Source organism: Paenibacillus sp. P2(2022) (assembly GCF_029522175.1).
In the GTDB taxonomy this organism is placed as follows: Bacteria; Bacillota; Bacilli; order Paenibacillales; family Paenibacillaceae; genus Paenibacillus; species Paenibacillus polymyxa.
Map to the genome: position 1 here is coordinate 219091 of NZ_JAKWFI010000003.1, position 19417 is coordinate 238507.

18 protein-coding genes are annotated in these 19417 nt (G+C 46.4%); 4 read left to right on the forward strand and 14 right to left on the reverse strand.

Going from position 1 to position 19417, the window contains the following annotated elements:
- Positions 1-71: 71 nt before the first annotated feature.
- A complete protein-coding gene (locus MMB75_RS12735) occupies positions 72-620 on the forward strand; it encodes a GNAT family N-acetyltransferase (protein ID WP_013373475.1) in 549 nt (182 codons plus the stop codon).
- 105 nt (positions 621-725) lie between these two features.
- Here MMB75_RS12735 and MMB75_RS12740 read toward each other — a convergent pair whose 3' ends face one another.
- The 14 genes from MMB75_RS12740 to MMB75_RS12805 all read right to left on the reverse strand — a co-directional run bounded on the left by MMB75_RS12740 (position 726) and on the right by MMB75_RS12805 (position 17382).
- Positions 726-1220, reverse strand: a complete 495-nt coding sequence (locus tag MMB75_RS12740; protein ID WP_016822850.1) for a GNAT family N-acetyltransferase — start codon at positions 1218-1220, stop codon at positions 726-728.
- A gap of 125 nt (positions 1221-1345) precedes the next feature.
- On the reverse strand, positions 1346-2575 hold the full coding sequence (locus tag MMB75_RS12745) for an MFS transporter (protein WP_016324831.1): 1230 nt from the start codon (positions 2573-2575) through the stop codon (positions 1346-1348).
- Positions 2576-2621: 46 nt separating this feature from the next.
- Positions 2622-4754, reverse strand: coding sequence for a molybdopterin-containing oxidoreductase family protein (locus MMB75_RS12750; protein WP_277507906.1), 2133 nt, complete (start codon positions 4752-4754; stop codon positions 2622-2624).
- A 356-nt stretch (positions 4755-5110) separates the two neighbouring features.
- Positions 5111-5956, reverse strand: a complete 846-nt coding sequence (locus MMB75_RS12755) for a formate/nitrite transporter family protein (protein WP_277507907.1) — start codon at positions 5954-5956, stop codon at positions 5111-5113.
- 386 nt (positions 5957-6342) lie between these two features.
- On the reverse strand, positions 6343-7704 hold the full coding sequence (locus MMB75_RS12760) for an FAD-dependent oxidoreductase (RefSeq protein WP_025366031.1): 1362 nt from the start codon (positions 7702-7704) through the stop codon (positions 6343-6345).
- A 391-nt stretch (positions 7705-8095) separates the two neighbouring features.
- Positions 8096-8572, reverse strand: coding sequence for a glutathione peroxidase (locus tag MMB75_RS12765; RefSeq protein ID WP_016822844.1), 477 nt, complete (start codon positions 8570-8572; stop codon positions 8096-8098).
- A gap of 115 nt (positions 8573-8687) precedes the next feature.
- A complete protein-coding gene (locus tag MMB75_RS12770) occupies positions 8688-9581 on the reverse strand; it encodes an ABC transporter ATP-binding protein (RefSeq protein ID WP_016822843.1) in 894 nt (297 codons plus the stop codon).
- A gap of 319 nt (positions 9582-9900) precedes the next feature.
- Positions 9901-10584: a hypothetical protein gene (locus MMB75_RS12775; RefSeq protein ID WP_016822842.1), complete on the reverse strand. Its 684-nt coding sequence runs from the start codon at positions 10582-10584 to the stop codon at positions 9901-9903.
- Between the two features lie 112 nt (positions 10585-10696).
- Positions 10697-11029, reverse strand: coding sequence for a hypothetical protein (locus tag MMB75_RS12780; protein WP_049800039.1), 333 nt, complete (start codon positions 11027-11029; stop codon positions 10697-10699).
- Between the two features lie 5 nt (positions 11030-11034).
- Entirely contained in the window at positions 11035-12054 is a 1020-nt protein-coding gene (locus MMB75_RS12785) for an LLM class flavin-dependent oxidoreductase (RefSeq protein WP_016822840.1), read from the reverse strand.
- A gap of 136 nt (positions 12055-12190) precedes the next feature.
- Complete coding sequence (locus MMB75_RS12790; protein WP_016822839.1) at positions 12191-13336, reverse strand: AI-2E family transporter; 1146 nt, start codon at positions 13334-13336, stop codon at positions 12191-12193.
- Between the two features lie 150 nt (positions 13337-13486).
- Positions 13487-14500, reverse strand: a complete 1014-nt coding sequence (locus MMB75_RS12795) for an LCP family protein (RefSeq protein ID WP_016822838.1) — start codon at positions 14498-14500, stop codon at positions 13487-13489.
- Between the two features lie 113 nt (positions 14501-14613).
- Positions 14614-15558 (reverse strand): cation diffusion facilitator family transporter, encoded by a 945-nt coding sequence (locus MMB75_RS12800; RefSeq protein WP_016822837.1) that lies wholly within the window; start codon positions 15556-15558, stop codon positions 14614-14616.
- A 204-nt stretch (positions 15559-15762) separates the two neighbouring features.
- Entirely contained in the window at positions 15763-17382 is a 1620-nt protein-coding gene (locus MMB75_RS12805) for a DEAD/DEAH box helicase (protein ID WP_016822836.1), read from the reverse strand.
- 323 nt (positions 17383-17705) lie between these two features.
- Here MMB75_RS12805 and MMB75_RS12810 point away from each other — a divergent pair, with 323 nt between their 5' ends.
- From MMB75_RS12810 to MMB75_RS12820, 3 genes are read left to right on the forward strand one after another with little or no spacing between them, the layout of a single operon-like run.
- Positions 17706-18323 carry a hypothetical protein gene (locus MMB75_RS12810; RefSeq protein WP_016822835.1) on the forward strand — a complete coding sequence of 206 codons (618 nt, stop codon included), beginning with the start codon at positions 17706-17708 and terminating at the stop codon, positions 18321-18323.
- Positions 18324-18362: 39 nt separating this feature from the next.
- Positions 18363-19007, forward strand: coding sequence for an immunity 50 family protein (locus MMB75_RS12815; RefSeq protein ID WP_016822834.1), 645 nt, complete (start codon positions 18363-18365; stop codon positions 19005-19007).
- Positions 19000-19410, forward strand: coding sequence for a hypothetical protein (locus MMB75_RS12820; protein WP_016822833.1), 411 nt, complete (start codon positions 19000-19002; stop codon positions 19408-19410). The genes MMB75_RS12815 and MMB75_RS12820 overlap by 8 nt, the downstream gene beginning before the upstream one ends.
- Positions 19411-19417 lie beyond the last annotated feature (7 nt).

Consider the following 19417-nt stretch of genomic DNA (forward strand, 5'->3'; position numbering starts at 1 on the left):
ATAAGGTAGCATGGGATTAAATGCTAGACTGGCTGGTTTAGCGATTTTCCGAGTGAAAGAGGGGATTAATCATGTTTACATATGCGTTGGACGAACGCACAGTCCTTCGGCCGCTCACCAAGGAGCATGTGCAGCCTCTGTTTGAGCTGATCGAAATGTCCCGTGACCGTCTGCGTCAATGGCTTCCATGGGTAGACTCCACCACGGAAATCAGCCATACAGAGCAGTTCGTGCAAGGCGCCTTGAAACAAGCCGCAGAGAACGGTAGCCTGACCGCTGGAATTTGGATAGACAACGAGCTCGCTGGCATCATCAGCTACCATGAGATCAATTGGGCCCACCGGTCGGTTAGCATCGGATACTGGCTTGGGCACGGTTACGAAGGACAGGGTCTCATGACCAGTGCCTGCCGCGTATTCGTCGAATATGCGTTGATGGAGTTGGACTTGCATCGGGTCGAAATCCGTTGTGCAACGACGAACCGCCGCAGCCGCGGTATTCCAGAACGCCTGGGCTTTGTGCTCGAAGGCATTGTACGCGAAGCAGAGTTGCTGCCAGATGGCTATATGAACCACGCAGTGTATGGTATGCTCCAGAATGAATGGAAGCAACTTCGATAACATAGTACTGCACAACAACGCCGCAGGCCTGATCAGGTCTGCGGCGTTGTTGGTTATGAGCTGGACATCACAACCGAATGTTGCTGCCTGTCTGGAGCCTCCGGTCTATTTTAAGAAATAGGCCATTAGAACATCATCCACGAATTGGCCTGCGATATAAAACTCCTCATGCAGACGCCCTTCAATTGCAAAACCGCACTTTTCATAAAACATAAGGGCTTCCGTGTTACAGGAGAGTACACGCAAACTTAACTTGCGTATGCCCTCCGCAGCTGCAATCTCCTTCATGGAGTTCATGAGCGCCGTCCCAATACCTTTGCGATGATAGTCTGGACGTACAGCTATATTTATTTCGAGTACATGACAATTACTAGCCAACAGTGTTGGAGGACGAAATCCAATATACCCGCAGAGCACTTCCTGTTCGATGGCGACCAGTTGAGAGCCTGGAGGCGTGTTGCGCAGAAACTCTCCGCGCGACTTCCATGACAGCGAAGCAGGAGCCGTGCGTTCATTCCATACCAGTTCATCCAGCGCAATCAGATCAGGAGCATCCTTCATCTCCGAATGACGTATCGTCAAAGGTTGACTTGTAAACAATTCCTTTCAATCCTTCCTGTGAAGGCTTTCCTGAAGCAATAACTGCAACCAGCTGTCACCTATTGTACCATAATAAAAGCTCATTACTGAACTTTTATCGGGACTTAAGGACTGGGAACATCCACCTAAGAAGGAGTAGTATCCAAATTATCCAAATCATGCCGAAAACGGTTCAACCAGCTATGCAGAATGAAAAACAGAATGGATAATACGGCTACGCCTAATGCCAGCCAAAGTGTGGGCGGTAACCCACCGCCATCATATAACTTCCCCATAATATAAGGTCCCATCACCCGTCCGGCTGCGCCAATGCCCCCTACAAGTCCAATGTAAAAAGGTGCACCCCGACCTCCATGATCAGACAGGAATGCTGGAACCGCAGGTGCGATCAGCATTTCTCCTAGAGTCGCCAGTACCATAGCGAATATCATCCCAGTATAGTTCTGTGTGCCCAGTATGACAATATAAGCTGCCAAATAAAATCCTCCAGCCCATGTCATTTGCGCCGAAGCGTGATGAGCGTACAGCCGTTTGATCCAGAAAATAATAGGTTGTGCGGCAAAAATAAGAACACCATTCAACGTCCATAGTAGCCCATACATCGTTTTAGGCAAGCCCTGCTCAATAATATAGGGAGAGACTCCCGTATTCCAGATCGAATTACCGAACCACAAAAAAAGTGAACCTAACCCCACAAAGAGATACAACCTGGTATCACGAAACAGCAATCGAGCTGGTATTTCTTCTCTTTTCATCACAGACTTGCTGAGCTGAACTTCCCCCTCTTCCCGATCTACCCTGCTTAGATACGACCAGAAGAATCCCGCAAATACCGCAGAAGTTACCCCGTTCATGACAAAGCTGAGCTGATAGGAAAGGTCGGCCAGAACGCCGCTCAGTCCCGTTCCGAGTGCCACCCCAATATTGTTCGCGACATAAATGATATTAAACAGCTCTCCACGTCGGTCAGCAAAACGAAAACCTACAAAGGCCTGAATCGCAGGCACAGATACCACATTAAAAAAGCCGATAAAGCCCATCATGATGACAAAAGCTACCCAATGACCACTGGTAAATGGAAGCGAGAGAAGTCCCAACGCATTCATGGCCAGTGAGCCGACAATCAGTTTCTTGGCTCCAATACGATGATAAAGGGCTCCGCCCAGCACTTGACCAAATATTCCGCCTAAAGACTGCACTAAAATCGCAATCCCCGCATCTCCCATACTACGGTTTAGTTCGTCGAATACATACATGCTAACGAGCGGCCACATGAGGGAACTTCCTGCGGAATTAATCAGGCTGGCAATGAGAAATACTTTTACTTCTTTCGGATAAGACTCCAACCATTTCATATATTTTGCTTCTCCTTTTGCACCTGACGCCATTAAAGGCATATTCTCATTGGCGCTTCACATTCACCACCGTTGAGAAGAAAGTAGCCCCCTGCCCCATATCCGATAGCCGGTCAGAGGTTAACGCATTGGCACGCTGTCTGCGTCCTTTGCCTTTCCACCATAATCCTTGGCTAATCACCGTACCGGGCAGCATCAGATCGGTAACCTTGGCTTTCAATTCATACATTCCCCTGTCATTCCAGACGGTAACGGGATCACCATCTGCGATGTCTCTTGCCTGAGCATCCTCCGGGTGAATTTGCAACAAAGGCTCCCTCTCCAATCGCTGATGCTTGGGCAAATTAGCAAATGTAGAATTCAAAAAATTATGGTTTGGCGGTGAAACAAACATCAATGGAAAACGGTCATCCGCTTGCGGCCGATGCTCTCCGTCATACCCTTCGATCAGTGGTACATAGGAGGGCAATGCGGGCAGACCTGCTTGTTTCATTTTTTCCGAATACAACTCAATCTTGCCTGAAGGCGTAGTTAGACGCTCCAAATAAGTAGCCTTTGGCGTCATATCAAGCTTTACAAAAGGCGACTTTTTTAAGGCATCCAAGGTTACACCATTGAGATAAGGGTTCGTTGGATTATCAAGCGCGCCTGCGATCATATCTTCTTCACTTTCTGTAAAGGCAGCTTCATCAAAGCCCATTGCCTGTCCGAGCAGGCTAAATAGCTCATAATTGCTTTTGCTTTCCCCAAGCGGATCAATGACAGGCTTCTGCATCTGGATATAGTGGTGCCAGTACGATTTGTATAAGTCTGTTCCTTCAAAAGAAGACGCAGCAGGCAGCACAATATCTGCATAGCAGGCCGTATCGGTAAGGAACAGGTCATGAACAACCGTAAACAGATCCTCTCGTTCAAATCCCTCCGTCACCCGTTCCGAATCGGGTGCTACAACTACCGGGTTACTACAATATACAAATAACGCCTTAATCGGTTGTTCCTTCTGTAGCAGCGCCTCTCCAATCCGGTTCATGTTGATCACCCGGGCATCGGGGTTCTGTCGCAGATCAGGACGCTCCAGATGGGCGCTGTTAATCTTGGCATAAGCACCATTGGAGCGCGACGCTCCCCCGCCGTGTTTCAGCCATTGTCCAGTGAGTGCAGGCAAGCATGTAACTGCACGTACGTTCATACCGCCATTATCATGATGCTGAAGCCCATTTCCGATATTGATATAGGCCGCTCGCGCCTTCCCGTACATTTCCGCCAAACGGATAATATCCTCTTTCGGCACGCCAGTAATCTGCGAAACCCGCTCTGGTGTATAGATCTTAACATGCTCGCGCAGTTCCTCGTGACCTACGGTATAGCGACGTAAAAATTCGCCGTCTGTCAGCCCCTGATCAAACAGCACATGCATAACCCCCAGTGCAAGCGCCGTATCCGTTCCCGGATATAAGGGAATGAACCAATCCGCCCATTGCGCCGTCCGGTTGCGATGGACATCAATAACGACCACCTTAGCACCTTTTTTACGTGCTTTCTCAGCCAATACGACCTGATGCATGTTAGTGCTAATGACATTTCCGCCCCATACAATAATGAGCTCTGCATCCTCTGTGTCCTCCGGGCTTGTGCCGCCCTTAAATCCCATAACCGATGCCCAGCCTTCATTCCCAGCCACACTGCAAATCGTCTGATCCAGTTGGCTTGAACCCAGCGCATTGAAAAAGCGACGATCCATTCCATCCACACTCAATACACCCATATTGCCATAAAAGCTGTAGGGGAGAATGGATTCCGGTCCATCCGTACGTATCAGCTCCTTGAACCGACCTGTAATGGTATCGACCGCCTCCTCCCAGCTAATTCGTTCAAACTTCCCTTCCCCTTTGGCGCCTACACGCTTCAACGGATAAAGCACCCGATCCGGATCATATACTCGCTCGGTCATATTCCGGACTTTGTTGCATATAGCCCCTTTGGTAATGGGATGATCCGGATTACCAGTCACCTTGACTATCTTTCCATTTTCCTTGTGAAGCAGGAGCCCACACGTATCCGGGCAATCCAACGGGCATACAGCCGGAAAAATACCGTTCTGCTGCTCCGTCATCCGCTGTCCTCTGTGTAAGTTGTGTTGAAGTGTGGCCTCAAGAGGCGCGCTATTGCGATGATCCATGGTGTTAATGCTCCTTTCCGTTACCGTTTCCAAAAATTACACTGTTCTTATCATATCTACAGCTTTGGCCTATGGCAAGAGAAGGATTTTACCACACAGCATCTCTCCAAAATATATAAAAATCCGCCTGCTGTATAGAGCAAAACGGATTTTAAAAATCATAATTATTTTTTTATCATCCTGTTTCATCATTACATACCCAGGGTAAAAGAGATCAAGGCATTATGGACGAGAGCACACTCATCCTCCATGCCAAATCATGGACCACTCCCAAAAAAATCCGCCATGACAGGTTTCGTTCCCCCGGGCCTGTCATGGCGGATTTGCTTTGTTCATTGCTTCATAAAGTAACGTGATTATGCATGATCACTCAACGGATTGGATGCAACGGAAGGAGTAATTTGAGATTCATTCGCGGAATGTGTGTTGGTTTGAGTTTTTTTCAGATAGGCCAGCCAGTAGGCTCCAGCCACAAACAGACTGCCTCCTACCAAATTTCCCAACCAGACCGGAATGAAATTCATAACATACTCTGCCCATGAAAAATGACCTGCAAATATAGCCGCCGGAATGAGAAACATATTGGCTACAACGTGCTGAAATCCGATAGCAACAAAGGCCATGGTCGGGAACCAAATTCCCATAATTTTGCCTCCGATGGAGTCGGTGCTATAAGCCATCCATACAGCCAGTGCTACGAGCCAGTTACATCCTATACCTGATATAAAAGACTGTAAAAAGCTTTCATGCAGCTTATGCCCTGCCATATCCACCACTTTATCCAGGTAAGGACCCGTTTCGGTCAAGCCCAGAACATGCCCGAAGAAAAACGCAACAAATAATGCACCTGCAAAATTACTGAGCGTAATAATCGCCAAATTACGAAGCATGGCTCCTGTCTTAATTCGTCCTGCCCATCTCGCCAAAGGCACTGCCATCATATTGCCGGTCAGCAATTCTCCACCAGCGATCAAAACTAATACCAGACCTACAGGGAACACCGCAGCTCCAATAAAGGTAGCAATGCTTCCCCATTCTTTAGGTGCACTTGCAATAACGCGTATATCCAGCAAAAACCCGAGTGCAATAAATGCACCTGCCAAAAATCCTAATACTACCGCCACAGTCCACGGGTTGTTCGCCTTGGCCACTCCTGTTTCCACCGTCTTTTCGGCAATTTGCCCCGGTTTATAGCTTGCCATCTGCCCCCGCTCCTTTAATATCTTTTAAACAAAATATTCTTCTTTTATATTTTATTTAAAATCAGTGATTTTGTTTGTGAAAAAAATCACTTTCTGAAGTATAAAAAAACAGCCCTTGGATAAAGGACTGTTTTTCTATTTTATTACATCTACTGCGCTACTACGCGCTTTACATTTAATTATATTCTTCCTTTTCAACGGCTTTCAAGAACCAAAGTACTCCGCCCAGACCGATGGCTGCAACAACTACAAGAAAAAGGATATAAAACAAACCCATTATCTACTTCTCCCCCTAATCCTTATGCTCTCTATATTGTACTATAAGGATTCATCGTACGCTTTCAGATTGTTGACAAACTTATGAACAATGTCACAGACAAATCGGATTATACAGTAACTGGATTCCGTTCGGATATTGTAGGCAATGCCTGCAAACCTGCCGCGTTCAGGAAATTCCAAGGCTTGTTATAGTGCGGCTGGAAGAAGAAATCGACAAAGGCCAACTGATCAATGGTCATATGATTTTGAATGGCTACAGACAGGGTGTTAATGGATTGCGTCAAATCAACCTTCGACATAATTTGTGCCCCAACAATTCTCCGTGTCTCCTGCTCATATACAACCTTCAGCAACACCTTTTCAGAAGTTGGCATAAACTCAGGACGGTAGCTGTCCTCAATGGTTACAGCTTCTACAGTCATCCCCTCGTCCATTGCTGCGGCTTCCGTCATTCCTGTTCCTGCAATATTGTCTTCGTAAATTTTGATACCCGAGGTTCCTTGTGTTCCCATGTAGGCAATGGTAGGTTGTACCAGATTACGTGCCACCAGCGTACCCATACGAACCGCATTGGTCGCCAATGGGATATAAGCTGTTTTGCCGGTTGGATTATAACGAATTGCACAACTGTCGCCTGCAGCAAACACGTCTGGGCAGCTACTTTGCATATAATTGTCCACAATGATCGCACCGTTAGGCAACATATCTACCTGACCTTTGAGCAGATCCGTTTGAGGTCGGAAACCGATACAGAGTATAACAAGCTCTGTTTCATATTCTCCTTTGGAGGTCACGACCTTACTTACTTTACCGTTAGTCCCCTCAAAACGACTTACTGTCTCGCCAAGTACCAGCTTAATGCCATGTTCTCTCAGGGAATTCTCAATCCGGTCTGTATACTCATGGTCTAAATACTTATTCAATATACGATCGGCACTGTCGATCAGCGTTACGTTCTTACCGTTCATTTGAAAAGCTTCTACCAGCTCAACACCAATGTATCCAGCTCCCACGACAGTAATGTTCTGTACATGTTGGGCTTTCTCAATGATTTCATTCGAATGATTATAGTTTTTGCAGAGCAAAATATGATCCAGTTCAATGCCTTCCAGCTTCGGAATAATTGGCCACGATCCAGTAGTCACAATCAATTTATCAAATGTATCCGTAAATTCCTCACCGGTTTGGAGATTACGTGCATGCAGCGTCTTGCCCGCTGTATCTACACTCGTTACCTCATGAAGCATCTTGGTCACTACACCCATATCAGCCAGTTGATCTGGGGACGAATAAAACAATCCGTGCGGATCTTTGACGACACCACCTACATACAGTGCAATACCACAAGATAAAAATGAAATATTGTCATTACGCTCATAGACCGTAATTTCGGCATCTGGATAACATTTAGCTGTGTTGACTATGGCTGCCGTACCTGCGTGTGTACATCCGATAACTGCTACTTTCATGTTGAATTCCTCCTTGGTGTGTGGGCATAAAATGTATAATAATTGTGAATACTTTCACTTATATAACTCATTACTTCTTGTGATTTATTTCACTTCATGCGCTTATTATAGTGTGATATTTTTCACATTACAATAGCTTTTTATGATATTCACAATTTGTCCACATTTTAAAAGGCAAGGATATCTGAACTCAGCCGTTTGCTGAAATCTTTTTTTGCTCCATTCAGTTTTCCCTACCTGCCTCTTGATTATGCTCCTGGAACAGACTTTCACACGATACGTCAATCTTTAGGCAAATGCGTATGTAGGGAATAAAAAAAGGTCCGTTTCCCCTAAGACAAGCGGAAATCAGACCTTGTTTACACATATACTTTGGAATTACACGAAGCTATTATAATAACTGCTCAATGGCCGTTTTCATCGCTTCCGGTGACTCCTTGGGCTCAAAGCGTCCCACAGGCACACCTTCACGATTCACAATGAATTTTGTAAAATTCCACTGAATTGTACCATCTTCCTGTTCTCCAGGCTGTTGCTTCTTCAAATATTCAAACAGAGGGGCTGTATCTGGTCCGTTCACATCCACTTTAGCGAATACCGGGAAATTAACCCCGTAATTCAATTGACAAAATTCAGCCGCTTCCTCGCTGCTGCCCGGCTCCTGACCGCCAAACTGGTTGCAAGGGAAGCCTAAAACAACGAGTCCCCGATCCTTATATTCGTCATAAAGCTTTTGCAAATCCCCATATTGCGGGGTAAGTCCGCACTTACTAGCGGTATTCGCAATAACCAGCACTTTACCTGTGTAAGTTTCCAGAGAAACCTCCTGATTGGCTGGTGTTACGGCATTATATGAATAGACAGACATATAGCATCCTCCTTCATGTCGCTTGGTTTAGGTTCTCAACCTATTTTACCCAAAACGTGACGGACATGCCAATATTCACAAACCCTTACCGTGATGCTGCCACTTGGCGCACCCTCTAACCTCTTGCTGCTACTTGTGGTCTAGCATCACGCCGCTCGGCAACAGAACCCACCGTTTGTTTCTCTTCTACATTCATTCCCTTTACTGCTTGGCTTACCGCAGGCTGACCAGCCAAAGCATACGGAAGACAGAGTGGTACCCCCGTACGAGGATCAGTAACAATATCCGCCTCAATTCCGAATACCTCACGCAGCACATCTGGGGTCATAACCTCCGTCGGGGCTCCTACCGCCTTCGCTTTCCCTTTTTTGATCGCAATCATATGCTGAGCATAGCGGGCTGCGTGGTTCAAGTCGTGCACGACCATAACAATGGTGCGTTCTGCCGAAGTATTCAGATACTCTAGCAGATGCAGCACTTCCAGTTGATGCGCCATATCCAAAAATGTAGTCGGCTCATCCAAAAACAATATATCCGTATCTTGTGCAAGCGCCATAGCAATCCAGGCACGCTGACGCTGCCCCCCAGAAAGCTGATCAATCGGACGATCGTGAAATTCGCTCATTCCTGTTACTTGGATGGCCCACTCTACCATTTTGCGATCGTCCGCTTTCATGGAACCAAAACCTTTTTGATAGGGAAAACGTCCGTATGATACCAGTTCCGTCACGGTCAATCCTTCCGGTGCCGTCGGATTCTGCGGCAAAATAGCCAACTGCTTGGCTACCTCCCGGGTGGATTGCTTATGAATGGATTTACCATCCAACAGAACGCTACCGCCTTTAGGATTCATGATGCGAGCCATCGTTTTCAAAATGGTCGACTTACCGGAGCCATTTGCACCCACCAACGCTGTAATTTTCCCTTGCGGTATTTCTACGTTCAGATCTTCTACTATCAATCGATCTTCATAAGCAATATCCAGATTTGCCGTTTTCAGACGAAACATTTGGAATCATCCCTTTCCCTAATCCAATATATATAATCACGGGCTTAACGCACGACATTCATCAAAACTTCATTCTATCTTTATATAATAAAGATATTGATAATCATTATCAAGTGTTAACTCACATATTCCTTTAAATCTTGGACCGCATCGGATGCTATAACGATTCACCTATGATGAGTTTACTTATGCGGTCTGATGGCTCTCAGCAGCGCTCTCCTACCCCTATATTGTTATTTTGAGAAATTCTGCAACAAAATAGGAGCCGTGCTGATCGCAGGGCTCCTGTTTTAATTTTAGATATATTTATTTTACCTGTTTAATGCTTATCGACTCTGAAGGCAACCCCCACAGGCTTAGACACCATAACATAACCTAAGAAGGAATCTCCCCATGGGTATGGATCATAAACTCCTAATCTATGTTTTTCATATCGTGGGAAAGCACTAACAACCCATCTTTCTCCCTTAGGAACATTCACAGAGTATTCATCAGATAGAGAAAAACCCTGGCTTAAACTAAATCCCATGCTCGCTTCAATAGCTTCCGCAGAACCCGAAATCGATCCTTCTACTTGGGCTGTAATTGAAGATGATACTGTAAGTTTTGCACTGCCAGGTCCATAATAGGTACTTACACGAAGTGCATTGTTAGTATCAACCCAATATCCTTTATTTTCATTAGTTTTAACAATTGGGCCAATTCCCCAAGACTGTGGACTAACAACACCTTTATTGCCTTTTTCTTGCGTCAAGTCATTATAATTGACATAATAGTAATAAACATCCTCTCCAACACTGCTAGTCGGATCTATATATTTGTATACTTGTCCATGTGCGGATGTTATTTCATCGGTTTTTTCCCAATTACCTGCCTCTGCTTGTATGCTGGAAGATAACGGATTTGGTGATTCACTTGCAGAAGCAAGGGGGACGTATGGGAGTAATAGTGCCGTCATTGCTGCCAAAATTGCGGTTTTCGTTATTACCTTAATTGGTTTCATTTTTTGAAATTCTCCTTTTCCAAAAAAATAATTTTAGGGTGGTTATCGTTATGAGTAAATTTGAAAAAAAACTAATTAAGTATTTGTCTTACGGATTTATGGTAGGTATATATTATTCCTTCATCAAAGGCCCAACACATTCATCTACAGTTAATGGAGCGACTAAGTTCTTCACTTTACCTGCGTCTGATTTTATTTTTAGTACATTATCAACCTCATTTCTAATAAGTATTATTTTTGGGTTTTTATATTTTTTGGTGTTTTTGGTCAAGAGAAGGAATAAATAGGTTTTACCTCTATATTCCAAACTTGTAAGTTGATAATCTTTATCATTTTTATAATAAGCATATTTCGGAATAAAAGAGGAGCCGTGCTGATCGCATCGGCTCCTCTTTGTGCTCCAAACTTCTAATATTCTGTATAGCATCAACAAAATTCTGGCCATTCGCATTAAGCCTGTACAGAGGACAGTCCAAATGCTTCAGCCATGAGACGTATAGATTTCATTTTGGCATCGAAGTCGTGAATAATGCTCGCAACCATGATCTCCTGCGCATTATAGTCCTTGGATAATTGCTCAAGCTGACGCTTGACCTGTGCGGGTGAACCAACCACCATACGCTTGCGATTCTCACGAATGCGCATCCGGTCATATGGCGTATACGGATACGCAAGCGCCTTTTCGACGGAAGGTGTTCCTGCGGAACGCGTTCCCTGTTCCAAAAGCACCAGGGACAAGTCCATGCTGGATGCCAAACGATTGGCCTCCTCTTCAGTATCCGCACAGATCGCAAATACGGAGACAAGCGAACGTGGTTGGTCACTATGCTGGGAAGGCTGGAAGTTTTCCTGATATCCCTTCATAGCACCTGTGCCGCCTTCACCATTAATAAACTGCGCGAACGCAAAGCCTACGCCACGCTCGGCGGCCAGACCCGCGCTATCACCGCTGGAGCCAAGCAGCCACATTTCCGGCACAGTCTCTACGAGCGGCATCGCCTGTAGCGAACCGAAGCGATGCTGGCTGCCTGTGCTATCGTGCAAGTAGGCTAGCAGATCATCCAGCTGCTCGGGGTACAGATCAATGCCGCCCCGCATTTTCCCCTCCTGCAAAGCTCTGGTAGCAATCGGCATTCCTCCGGGCGCTCGCCCCAGACCCAGATCAATGCGCCCCGGATACAATCCCTCCAGTACCCGGAAGTTTTCCGCTACTTTATAAGCGCTGTAATGGGGCAGCATCACACCGCCCGACCCTACCCGAATCGTCTGGGTACGAGCAGCCAGGTGTGAAATCAATACCTCGGGGCTGGACCCTGCAAGATTAGAGGCAGCATGATGCTCGGATACCCAAAAGCGATGATAACCCAAGCGTTCCGCCTCTATAGCAAGCTCAGCAGTCTTTTGTAATGCTTGTGCATGCGTCATGCCTTCCGATACCGGAGATTGGTCAAGAATGCTGAGTTTTATCATAAAAAGTCTGACCTTTCTATTTTGGAATAAGAATAGGCATTAAGTATAGCACGCAAAGCCACAGTTAACCAAGAGGAGCAAAATAGTAGATTTAACGCGCCCATTAGTCATGTTTACTTTTCATAGAGACTGCTTTTTACTTTACTTTATCTGCTTCATAAAGATGTGAACGCTTTTGAAAGAAACTAAACAGATGGGTCACGATGACTTTCAAGACGGCATAACCTGGAACAGCCAGTACAATCCCTACCACACCAAACAAATTGCCTGCTGTCAAAATAACAAAGATAATCGTAATCGGATGTACTCGAAGCGATTTGCCCATAATTTGTGGTGAAATAAATTTACCCTCAATAAGCTGGACAACTGTCCATACGATAACCATTTTGAGCAGCATGATCGGTGAGGTAACTATAGCTACGATTAACGCGGGTGTAATGGCAATTACAGGACCTAAGTAGGGAACCACGCTCGTAAAAGACGCAATGACCGCAAGCGTCAAAGAGTAGTCCAATCCAATAATCAGATAACCTATATATAGCAGCACTCCAATACAGAAGCTAACAATAATTTGTCCACGAATGTACGAGCTGACCTGATGATTCATTTCGGTCATGATACGATCTGTCTCTTTACGAAACATAGGTGGAAGCATTTTTAGAATCCACTGCGGCAGCTTGTGTCCATCTTTCAGCAAATAGAACAGAATGAACGGAACCGTAGCGATCGCAAGCACAGTTTCCGTAATCACACCCAAAAAGCTTCCCACACCCGTCCATGCATTATTGATAAAGCCAGATAACTTTTCAGAAGCTTTGGAGGCCAGTTCAGATGGATCTATTTGAATGGTGTTCTGGAACTGGTTCACAAAGTTACTGCCAATCAGTCGCTCAAACTGTTGTTTGACTTGCTCGGTATAGGCAGGGACATTTTGGATAAGGCCCTGTATCTGATCACGGATCACAGGTACCACCGACGTAACCACAATAGCGATAATGCCTATAATGAGCAAAAACAGAACAACAATGGAGTATACTCGCTTTACCTTATTCCGCTCCAGTACATCTACCAACGGATTGAGCAGATAGTACAATACACCGGACAAAATGACAGGGAGAATAATCGTTTTCAGCAGCACGATGACAGGGGTAAATATGTATGAAATTTTGGTAAGCACTAAGATATTCAAGCCGATCAGCAGCAGTACCAACAGGAATAACACAAACTTGTTGTTCAGAAAAAACTTCTTAAACCGGTCTTTCCATGCCGGAGTTATTTCCACATGACATTCCCCTTCTCTTTAGACAGATGAGTATACGTTCTTCATAATTACGATATATTTTTGGAACAAAATATACAAGGTTATACCCAAATAAACACAAAAGCAAACAAAGTTGTACGTTATTGTACGAACTTCGCTTGCTTTGAATGGTTATGGAGTATCATTTGTCGTGGTGGCAGCCTCCACCGTCGTAGTCACAGGTTTGTTTTCTTGATCAAAAAGATTCTGTATGAACCGCTTGAGCTTTCGCTCATCCACACCCAACACCTGTGCACCCTTGATGGTTTCCCCACGCACCAGTTCATTTGGCGGGATTTGCTGCTTCGCTACTGTTTTAGCATCGATATTAAAACCCAATGAAGCCAACTGCAGCATTTCCGTTGTACTCAGATTCGTTTCAATATAAGGAGAAATGCTATTTAAAATACTTGGCAGTTTAATGAGCGACGAGGTCGATTGTATTTTACTGCCCAGTTCGGTAATGAATTTGCGCTGTCGCTCCGTACGTGTAAAATCCGAAGTCGCATCATGACGGAAACGTACATATTGCAAGGCTGTTTTACCGTCCATGTGCTGCATTCCCTTTTTCAAGTCAATATCAAACTGGTGTTTGTCTGCCTTGGACGTGTAATGCATATCTTTTTCGACATCCAGGTCAATACCACCTACAGAGTCAACCAGTGCAATGAAACCATTAAAATCAGTATATACATAATATTGAATCGGTATGCCCAGAAGGTCGCTCACAGTCTGTCTAGTCAAATCCGGCCCACCGTAGGAAAAGGCAGCATTCAATCGACTTTGCCCATGACCCGGGATCTTGACATACGTATCACGAAGAATCGACATAAGTGTGGCCTTTTTCGTAACCGGATCAACAGAAGCAACCATAACCGAGTCAGAACGCCCTGAATCTTCTCCACGGGAATCTCCGCCAAGCAGCAGTATATTTACTCTTTCTGTTCCATCCCATTCCGGTGGGAGTGATACCTCTACAGGTTGTACATTGGTTGAAGTTTGGGTTTGCGGTTTAAATTTCGAATCCTGTCCGGAAGCAACCGAAATTTGGTTCGTAAAATGATATATAGAATAAGCATAATATCCGCCCACTAAAAGGACTGCAGCAGTCACAGAAATACCTAGCCATTTTAAAAATTTTCGCATATTTTCGGGTAACCTCGCTTTTATTCATCATCGTTCGGCTTTTAAAAGCATACCCTTCCGGCAAGTTATCTGTCAATTCGCGTCGTATGTTCTAGGGGCGTTATTCGTATCGGTTATACCTTTTCTTCAGGGTCTTTTTGTGTTGATTTTACAGCATGGAGGTCGTCTGCATACCACGGATTCAAATGGACAAGCACCTCATAAACCCGCGGCTCCTGCTTCATGACGGCCCTCTTGATCAGCCGGATAATATCGTGTCCCTGCTGAATCGTCAAAGAGGCATCCACTGAAGCTCGGATATCAACGATAATATAATGACCATGCTCACGGGCACGGATACGATCAATACGCTGAACCTCGACTACACTCAGTGCCGCTGCTGCGTAGCTTTCGATTTCCTCGGTTGCAATGGCCTTCTCCATGAGCACATCTATGGATTCGCGACCCATTTCCCACGCCAATTTCAGAACCAGCAACGCCACTACGAACCCCGCAATGGGGTCGCCGTAAGATAAAATCGGAATATTCCAATGTTCCCCAATCAGTCCTAATCCGATCCCCAAGACAGCCGCTCCCGAGGCATACACATCAGCGAGGTGATCTTTTGCCGTCGCAATGAGACCCTGACTATTGGCCGCTCTGCCAATACGAATCGTGTAGATATACAGCCACTGTTTCCAGAGCAAGGAAATAATGGCGGCCACCAATGCCAGTATATGCTCCTGTGGCATCGGTTCGAACAGTGCGGCAATGGAATGATAGCCGATAAATATGCCTGCCCCGAACAGTATGACCGCCACTACACTAGCACCAATTACTTCTGCCTTGCCATGACCATAAGGATGATCCTCATCCGGCGGCTGGCTGGATATTCTCATCGCTCCCAGTGCCGTTGCAGAAGCAATGACGTCCCCGGCGTTATGCACACCATCGGCCACCAGCACCTTACTGTTGAACATGAGTCCTGCGATTATTTTGATGCCGGTTAAGAGGATGTTGCTGATCAGGCTGATCCATGCTGAGACCATGGCACGCTTGCCCATATCCTGTTCCTGCATGATGTATAACCCCTCCAAATTATCTTTTAAAAAATGTCCTGACCGCTATTCGGTTATCTCAGGGCATCTTTGGTTGCACTTTATCTTATGATGCTGTTCTTACAGCGGCATATATGAAGATTACAATAGCCCCGGAAGATGAGCCTCCCCGGGGCTATTATGATAACCATAGTGGAGCATTCTATGAGAATACCCCCATTTTATCTACCTGGACCGACCGCGTCGGCCTCCTTGACCTTGTCCACCGCGTCCACCTTGGCCTCCGCGTGCGGAACCGCCGCTGCTACGGTCATATCCGCTACGTCCGCTGCTTTGGCCTGCCGAACGACCTTGACCTCCGCGTGCAGATCCGCCGCTGCTGCGGTCATATCCGCCACGTCCGCTGCTTTGCTCTGCGGAGCGGCCTTGACCTCCGCGTGCAGATCCGCCGCTGCTGCGGTCATATCCGCCACGTCCGCTGCTTTGGCCTGCCGAGCGGCCTTGACCTTCGCGTACAGAACGGCCGCTACTGCGGTCATATCCGCCACGTTCACTGCTACTGCGGTTGGAGCGACGCTCGCCGCTTGCACCGTCACGACGACCCGCCTGTTCGCGGCCGCTGCGGCGTCCGCCGCCAGCATCGTTGCCGCCAAAGGAACGGCGGTCGTTTCTGCCTGAGCGGTCATTTCTACCCTGCCGCTCAGGCGTATCGGGAGCAGGTCTACGCTGCCCGCCGCCCTCACTGCTGGTGAATGTGACACCAGCAACTCTTTGGATGTTCCGAAGCTCAGGAACATCCCTTGGCGTGGCGAGCGTCACCGCAACGCCTTTGCCTCCGGCACGACCGGTACGTCCGATGCGGTGGATGTAGCTTTCGGCATCCTGCGGCATGTCATAGTTGAAGACATGCGTGACGCCTTCTACATCGAGGCCGCGTGCGGCTACATCTGTCGCTACGAGCAATTGAAGTTTCGCTTCACGGAACGCCTTCATCACTTGCTCCCGCTTGTTCTGGGACAAGTCCCCATGCAGCTCACCGCTCTCGAACCCCATCTCCTGGAGTTCTTCATTCAGTTTGGAAGCCCGGCGCTTGGTACGGCAGAAAATAACAGCCAGATACGGACGATCCGTATTCAGCATATCTACCAATGCCTGTTGCTTACCACGGTCTGTTGTTTGCACAACGACCTGACGGATTTGGCTCACGGGAACGGAAGAAGCCGATTTCACTTTGACATCAACGGGTTCGTTCATATAGACACGAGCCAGCTTGCGAATACCAGCTGGCATCGTAGCGGAAAACAGCATGGTTTGTCTCCGGTAAGGAACCTCCTGAAGAATCGTTTCCACATCGTTCAAGAAGCCCATGTGTAACATTTGGTCAGCCTCATCCAGGACCAGCATTTTAATGCCGCCTAAATCAAGCGTGCCACGTCTCAGGTGATCCAACAGTCGCCCAGGTGTACCAATAATCAGTTGTGCGCCACCTTTTAGTTTACGAAGCTGACGCTCCACGTCCTGTCCTCCGTAAACAGCTAGCAGAGATAAACTCGGTTCCGCAGCAGCCAAGCATTTTGCTTCCTCTGTAATCTGGAGCGCCAATTCACGCGTAGGTGCAATCACGAGCGCCTGCGGATGCCGCTTGTCCAAATTCAGCTTTTGTAGAATCGGCAGTAAAAACGCAAGCGTCTTCCCCGTGCCCGTATGTGCCTCGGCAATCACATCCTGACCTTCCATCAACAGTGGAATGGACTCCTGTTGTACAGGTGTTGGCGCTGAGATGCCTTGCTCTTTCAAGGCTTCTACCCAATGTTGCTCCACGCCTAATGCTGTAAAATTCTTCAAGTTGTATTCACTTCCCTTATCTGTATTCAATATGTGTCACGTAAAATAGGTTCATGTGCCATATGACATCTATCGTTCCATAGTTCAGAATTCCCATTTTTGTATCGGTTCTCATTCTCCCCTTTTCAGGAAGGGAGCATATCCGTTATCGTTGAATCTGTTCATGTAACTCAACATACGGCCGCAAGGCGGCTCAGGCCGTTCCATATATGACTTTCCTAGTATACGCGAAGTTGAACTGGTTTCCAAACGATTTTAACGAATCCCGCAAAAGGTGAATTCAATCACCATGTCATATATTATGGTAGGATAATTGGTAATTCATGAATAAAGGGTGGATGCTTGTGGTTAACAACCTGCATTATAATTTCATAATGACAGGCTCCTTATCGGAGAAACACACTTTGTTTGCCGAAGACTGCTTTACTAACCTGTTCGATTGTTTTGAAACGCTCCTGAACATATCAGGAATCCGTAACACCCGTGTGTCTATCTATCAATCCAAGAAAGCCAAACACGGCAAGATCCGCTGGGACAAGCAGGAGCTGCTCCGCATTGTAACCGATGATGAAATGACTCCTTTGATGCTGGTTATAGAGGCTCCTAGTATCAAATCGTCCTATAACAAAGGTACCACGCCGGAAGTGTACATTCTTTTGTCCAATGACACCATGTCCCGATCCTCCAATAATTGCGGCATACTCGTTTCGATCCGTCAGGACGTTTATGAACATATCGACCAAACAAGCATGGAAGACGTTATGATGAAGCTGAGCCAGTGGTTGAAGGCAGACAAGTTGTTACACAGCTCGCGCAACTTTTATGCTGGCAGTAAAGCAAGGGCTATTATGGATATTCTCCCATTTATGCTCGAAAAGAATACCCCGGATATGAAGTATGTTTTTCAATCGTGGACTCCGTACCCTTTACGTCACACTTAAACTATCCGTCATCTCATTAACCCTAGGAGGCTGCAATTTATGCAAATTCAAGTTCACAACATTGAAAAAAAAGGAAACGAATATCTCATTCATTATCAAGCCGGAGGAGCACTGCCGTTCGTTCCGCATGATGTTGTCCTGATCCATGGCAAACAGTATTTTATAGGTACGATTTTGAAGGTAGAGCCGGAACAGGCCCTTATCCGTATCAATCCAGAATATGAAGACCAACTGACAGGGTCTATCGGACTGGAACTGGCTTTCTCTCCAACCGTTTCTATTCAAGGTGCAGACAGCATTGTCGAAAAGCTCGGCTATTTCCCACCTTTCCACTATGACCGAGTCACAGCTGCCAATATGACGAAAGACCAGATTACACTGACGATTGAGCTATCCCCCACTAGTGTGCTGGTTCCTAAATCACCGGATCTGGAACCTTCGGCTGAGGCACCTGTGATCCTTGAAGCTTCAGCGAAAGACATTCCACGCTATGCAGTGACTTTTACATTTCTGGAAACCAAAGAGCATGTATTAACCCCTGTAGAAACAGAAAATATCATCTTGCAGCTTGATTTCCGCTATGAAGAAGCAGACATGGTCGTTGACATCGATGCCTTGTCGGGACTGTCAGGTAGCTTTCTATGCAGAGGCATCCGAGCAGAGATTACGGAACTTCATGAATAAACAAGAGGCTCGCGAGCTGTTGCGCTGTCATTCTTTTATTCATGATGATTTGGAGCATCCCAAAATGCAAAGCGGATTTCTAGGGATGCTTCGTCCCTTTCAAGGCGAACTGATCGAGGATAATTTTCATGAGCTCATGACTATCATTGAAGTTCTGGCAGATGAGCTGGAGAAACCGTCCGTAGAACGGGAGCTTATATCCGCTCTGTGGGGAATTTGCCAATATACACGGGCATGGGCGTTGTATCCTGATAGTATGCTGCAACGGAATCACCTGCTGACCGCAGAGCAGATTAGTACCCTTGACGATTGGATTGATACAATCTCCTATGCGATTATGGTGCTGCTGGAGGGGGGCGGAACGGAAGAGGCTTTATCGAACTATAGACATAAGAGTAGGTAATACACAA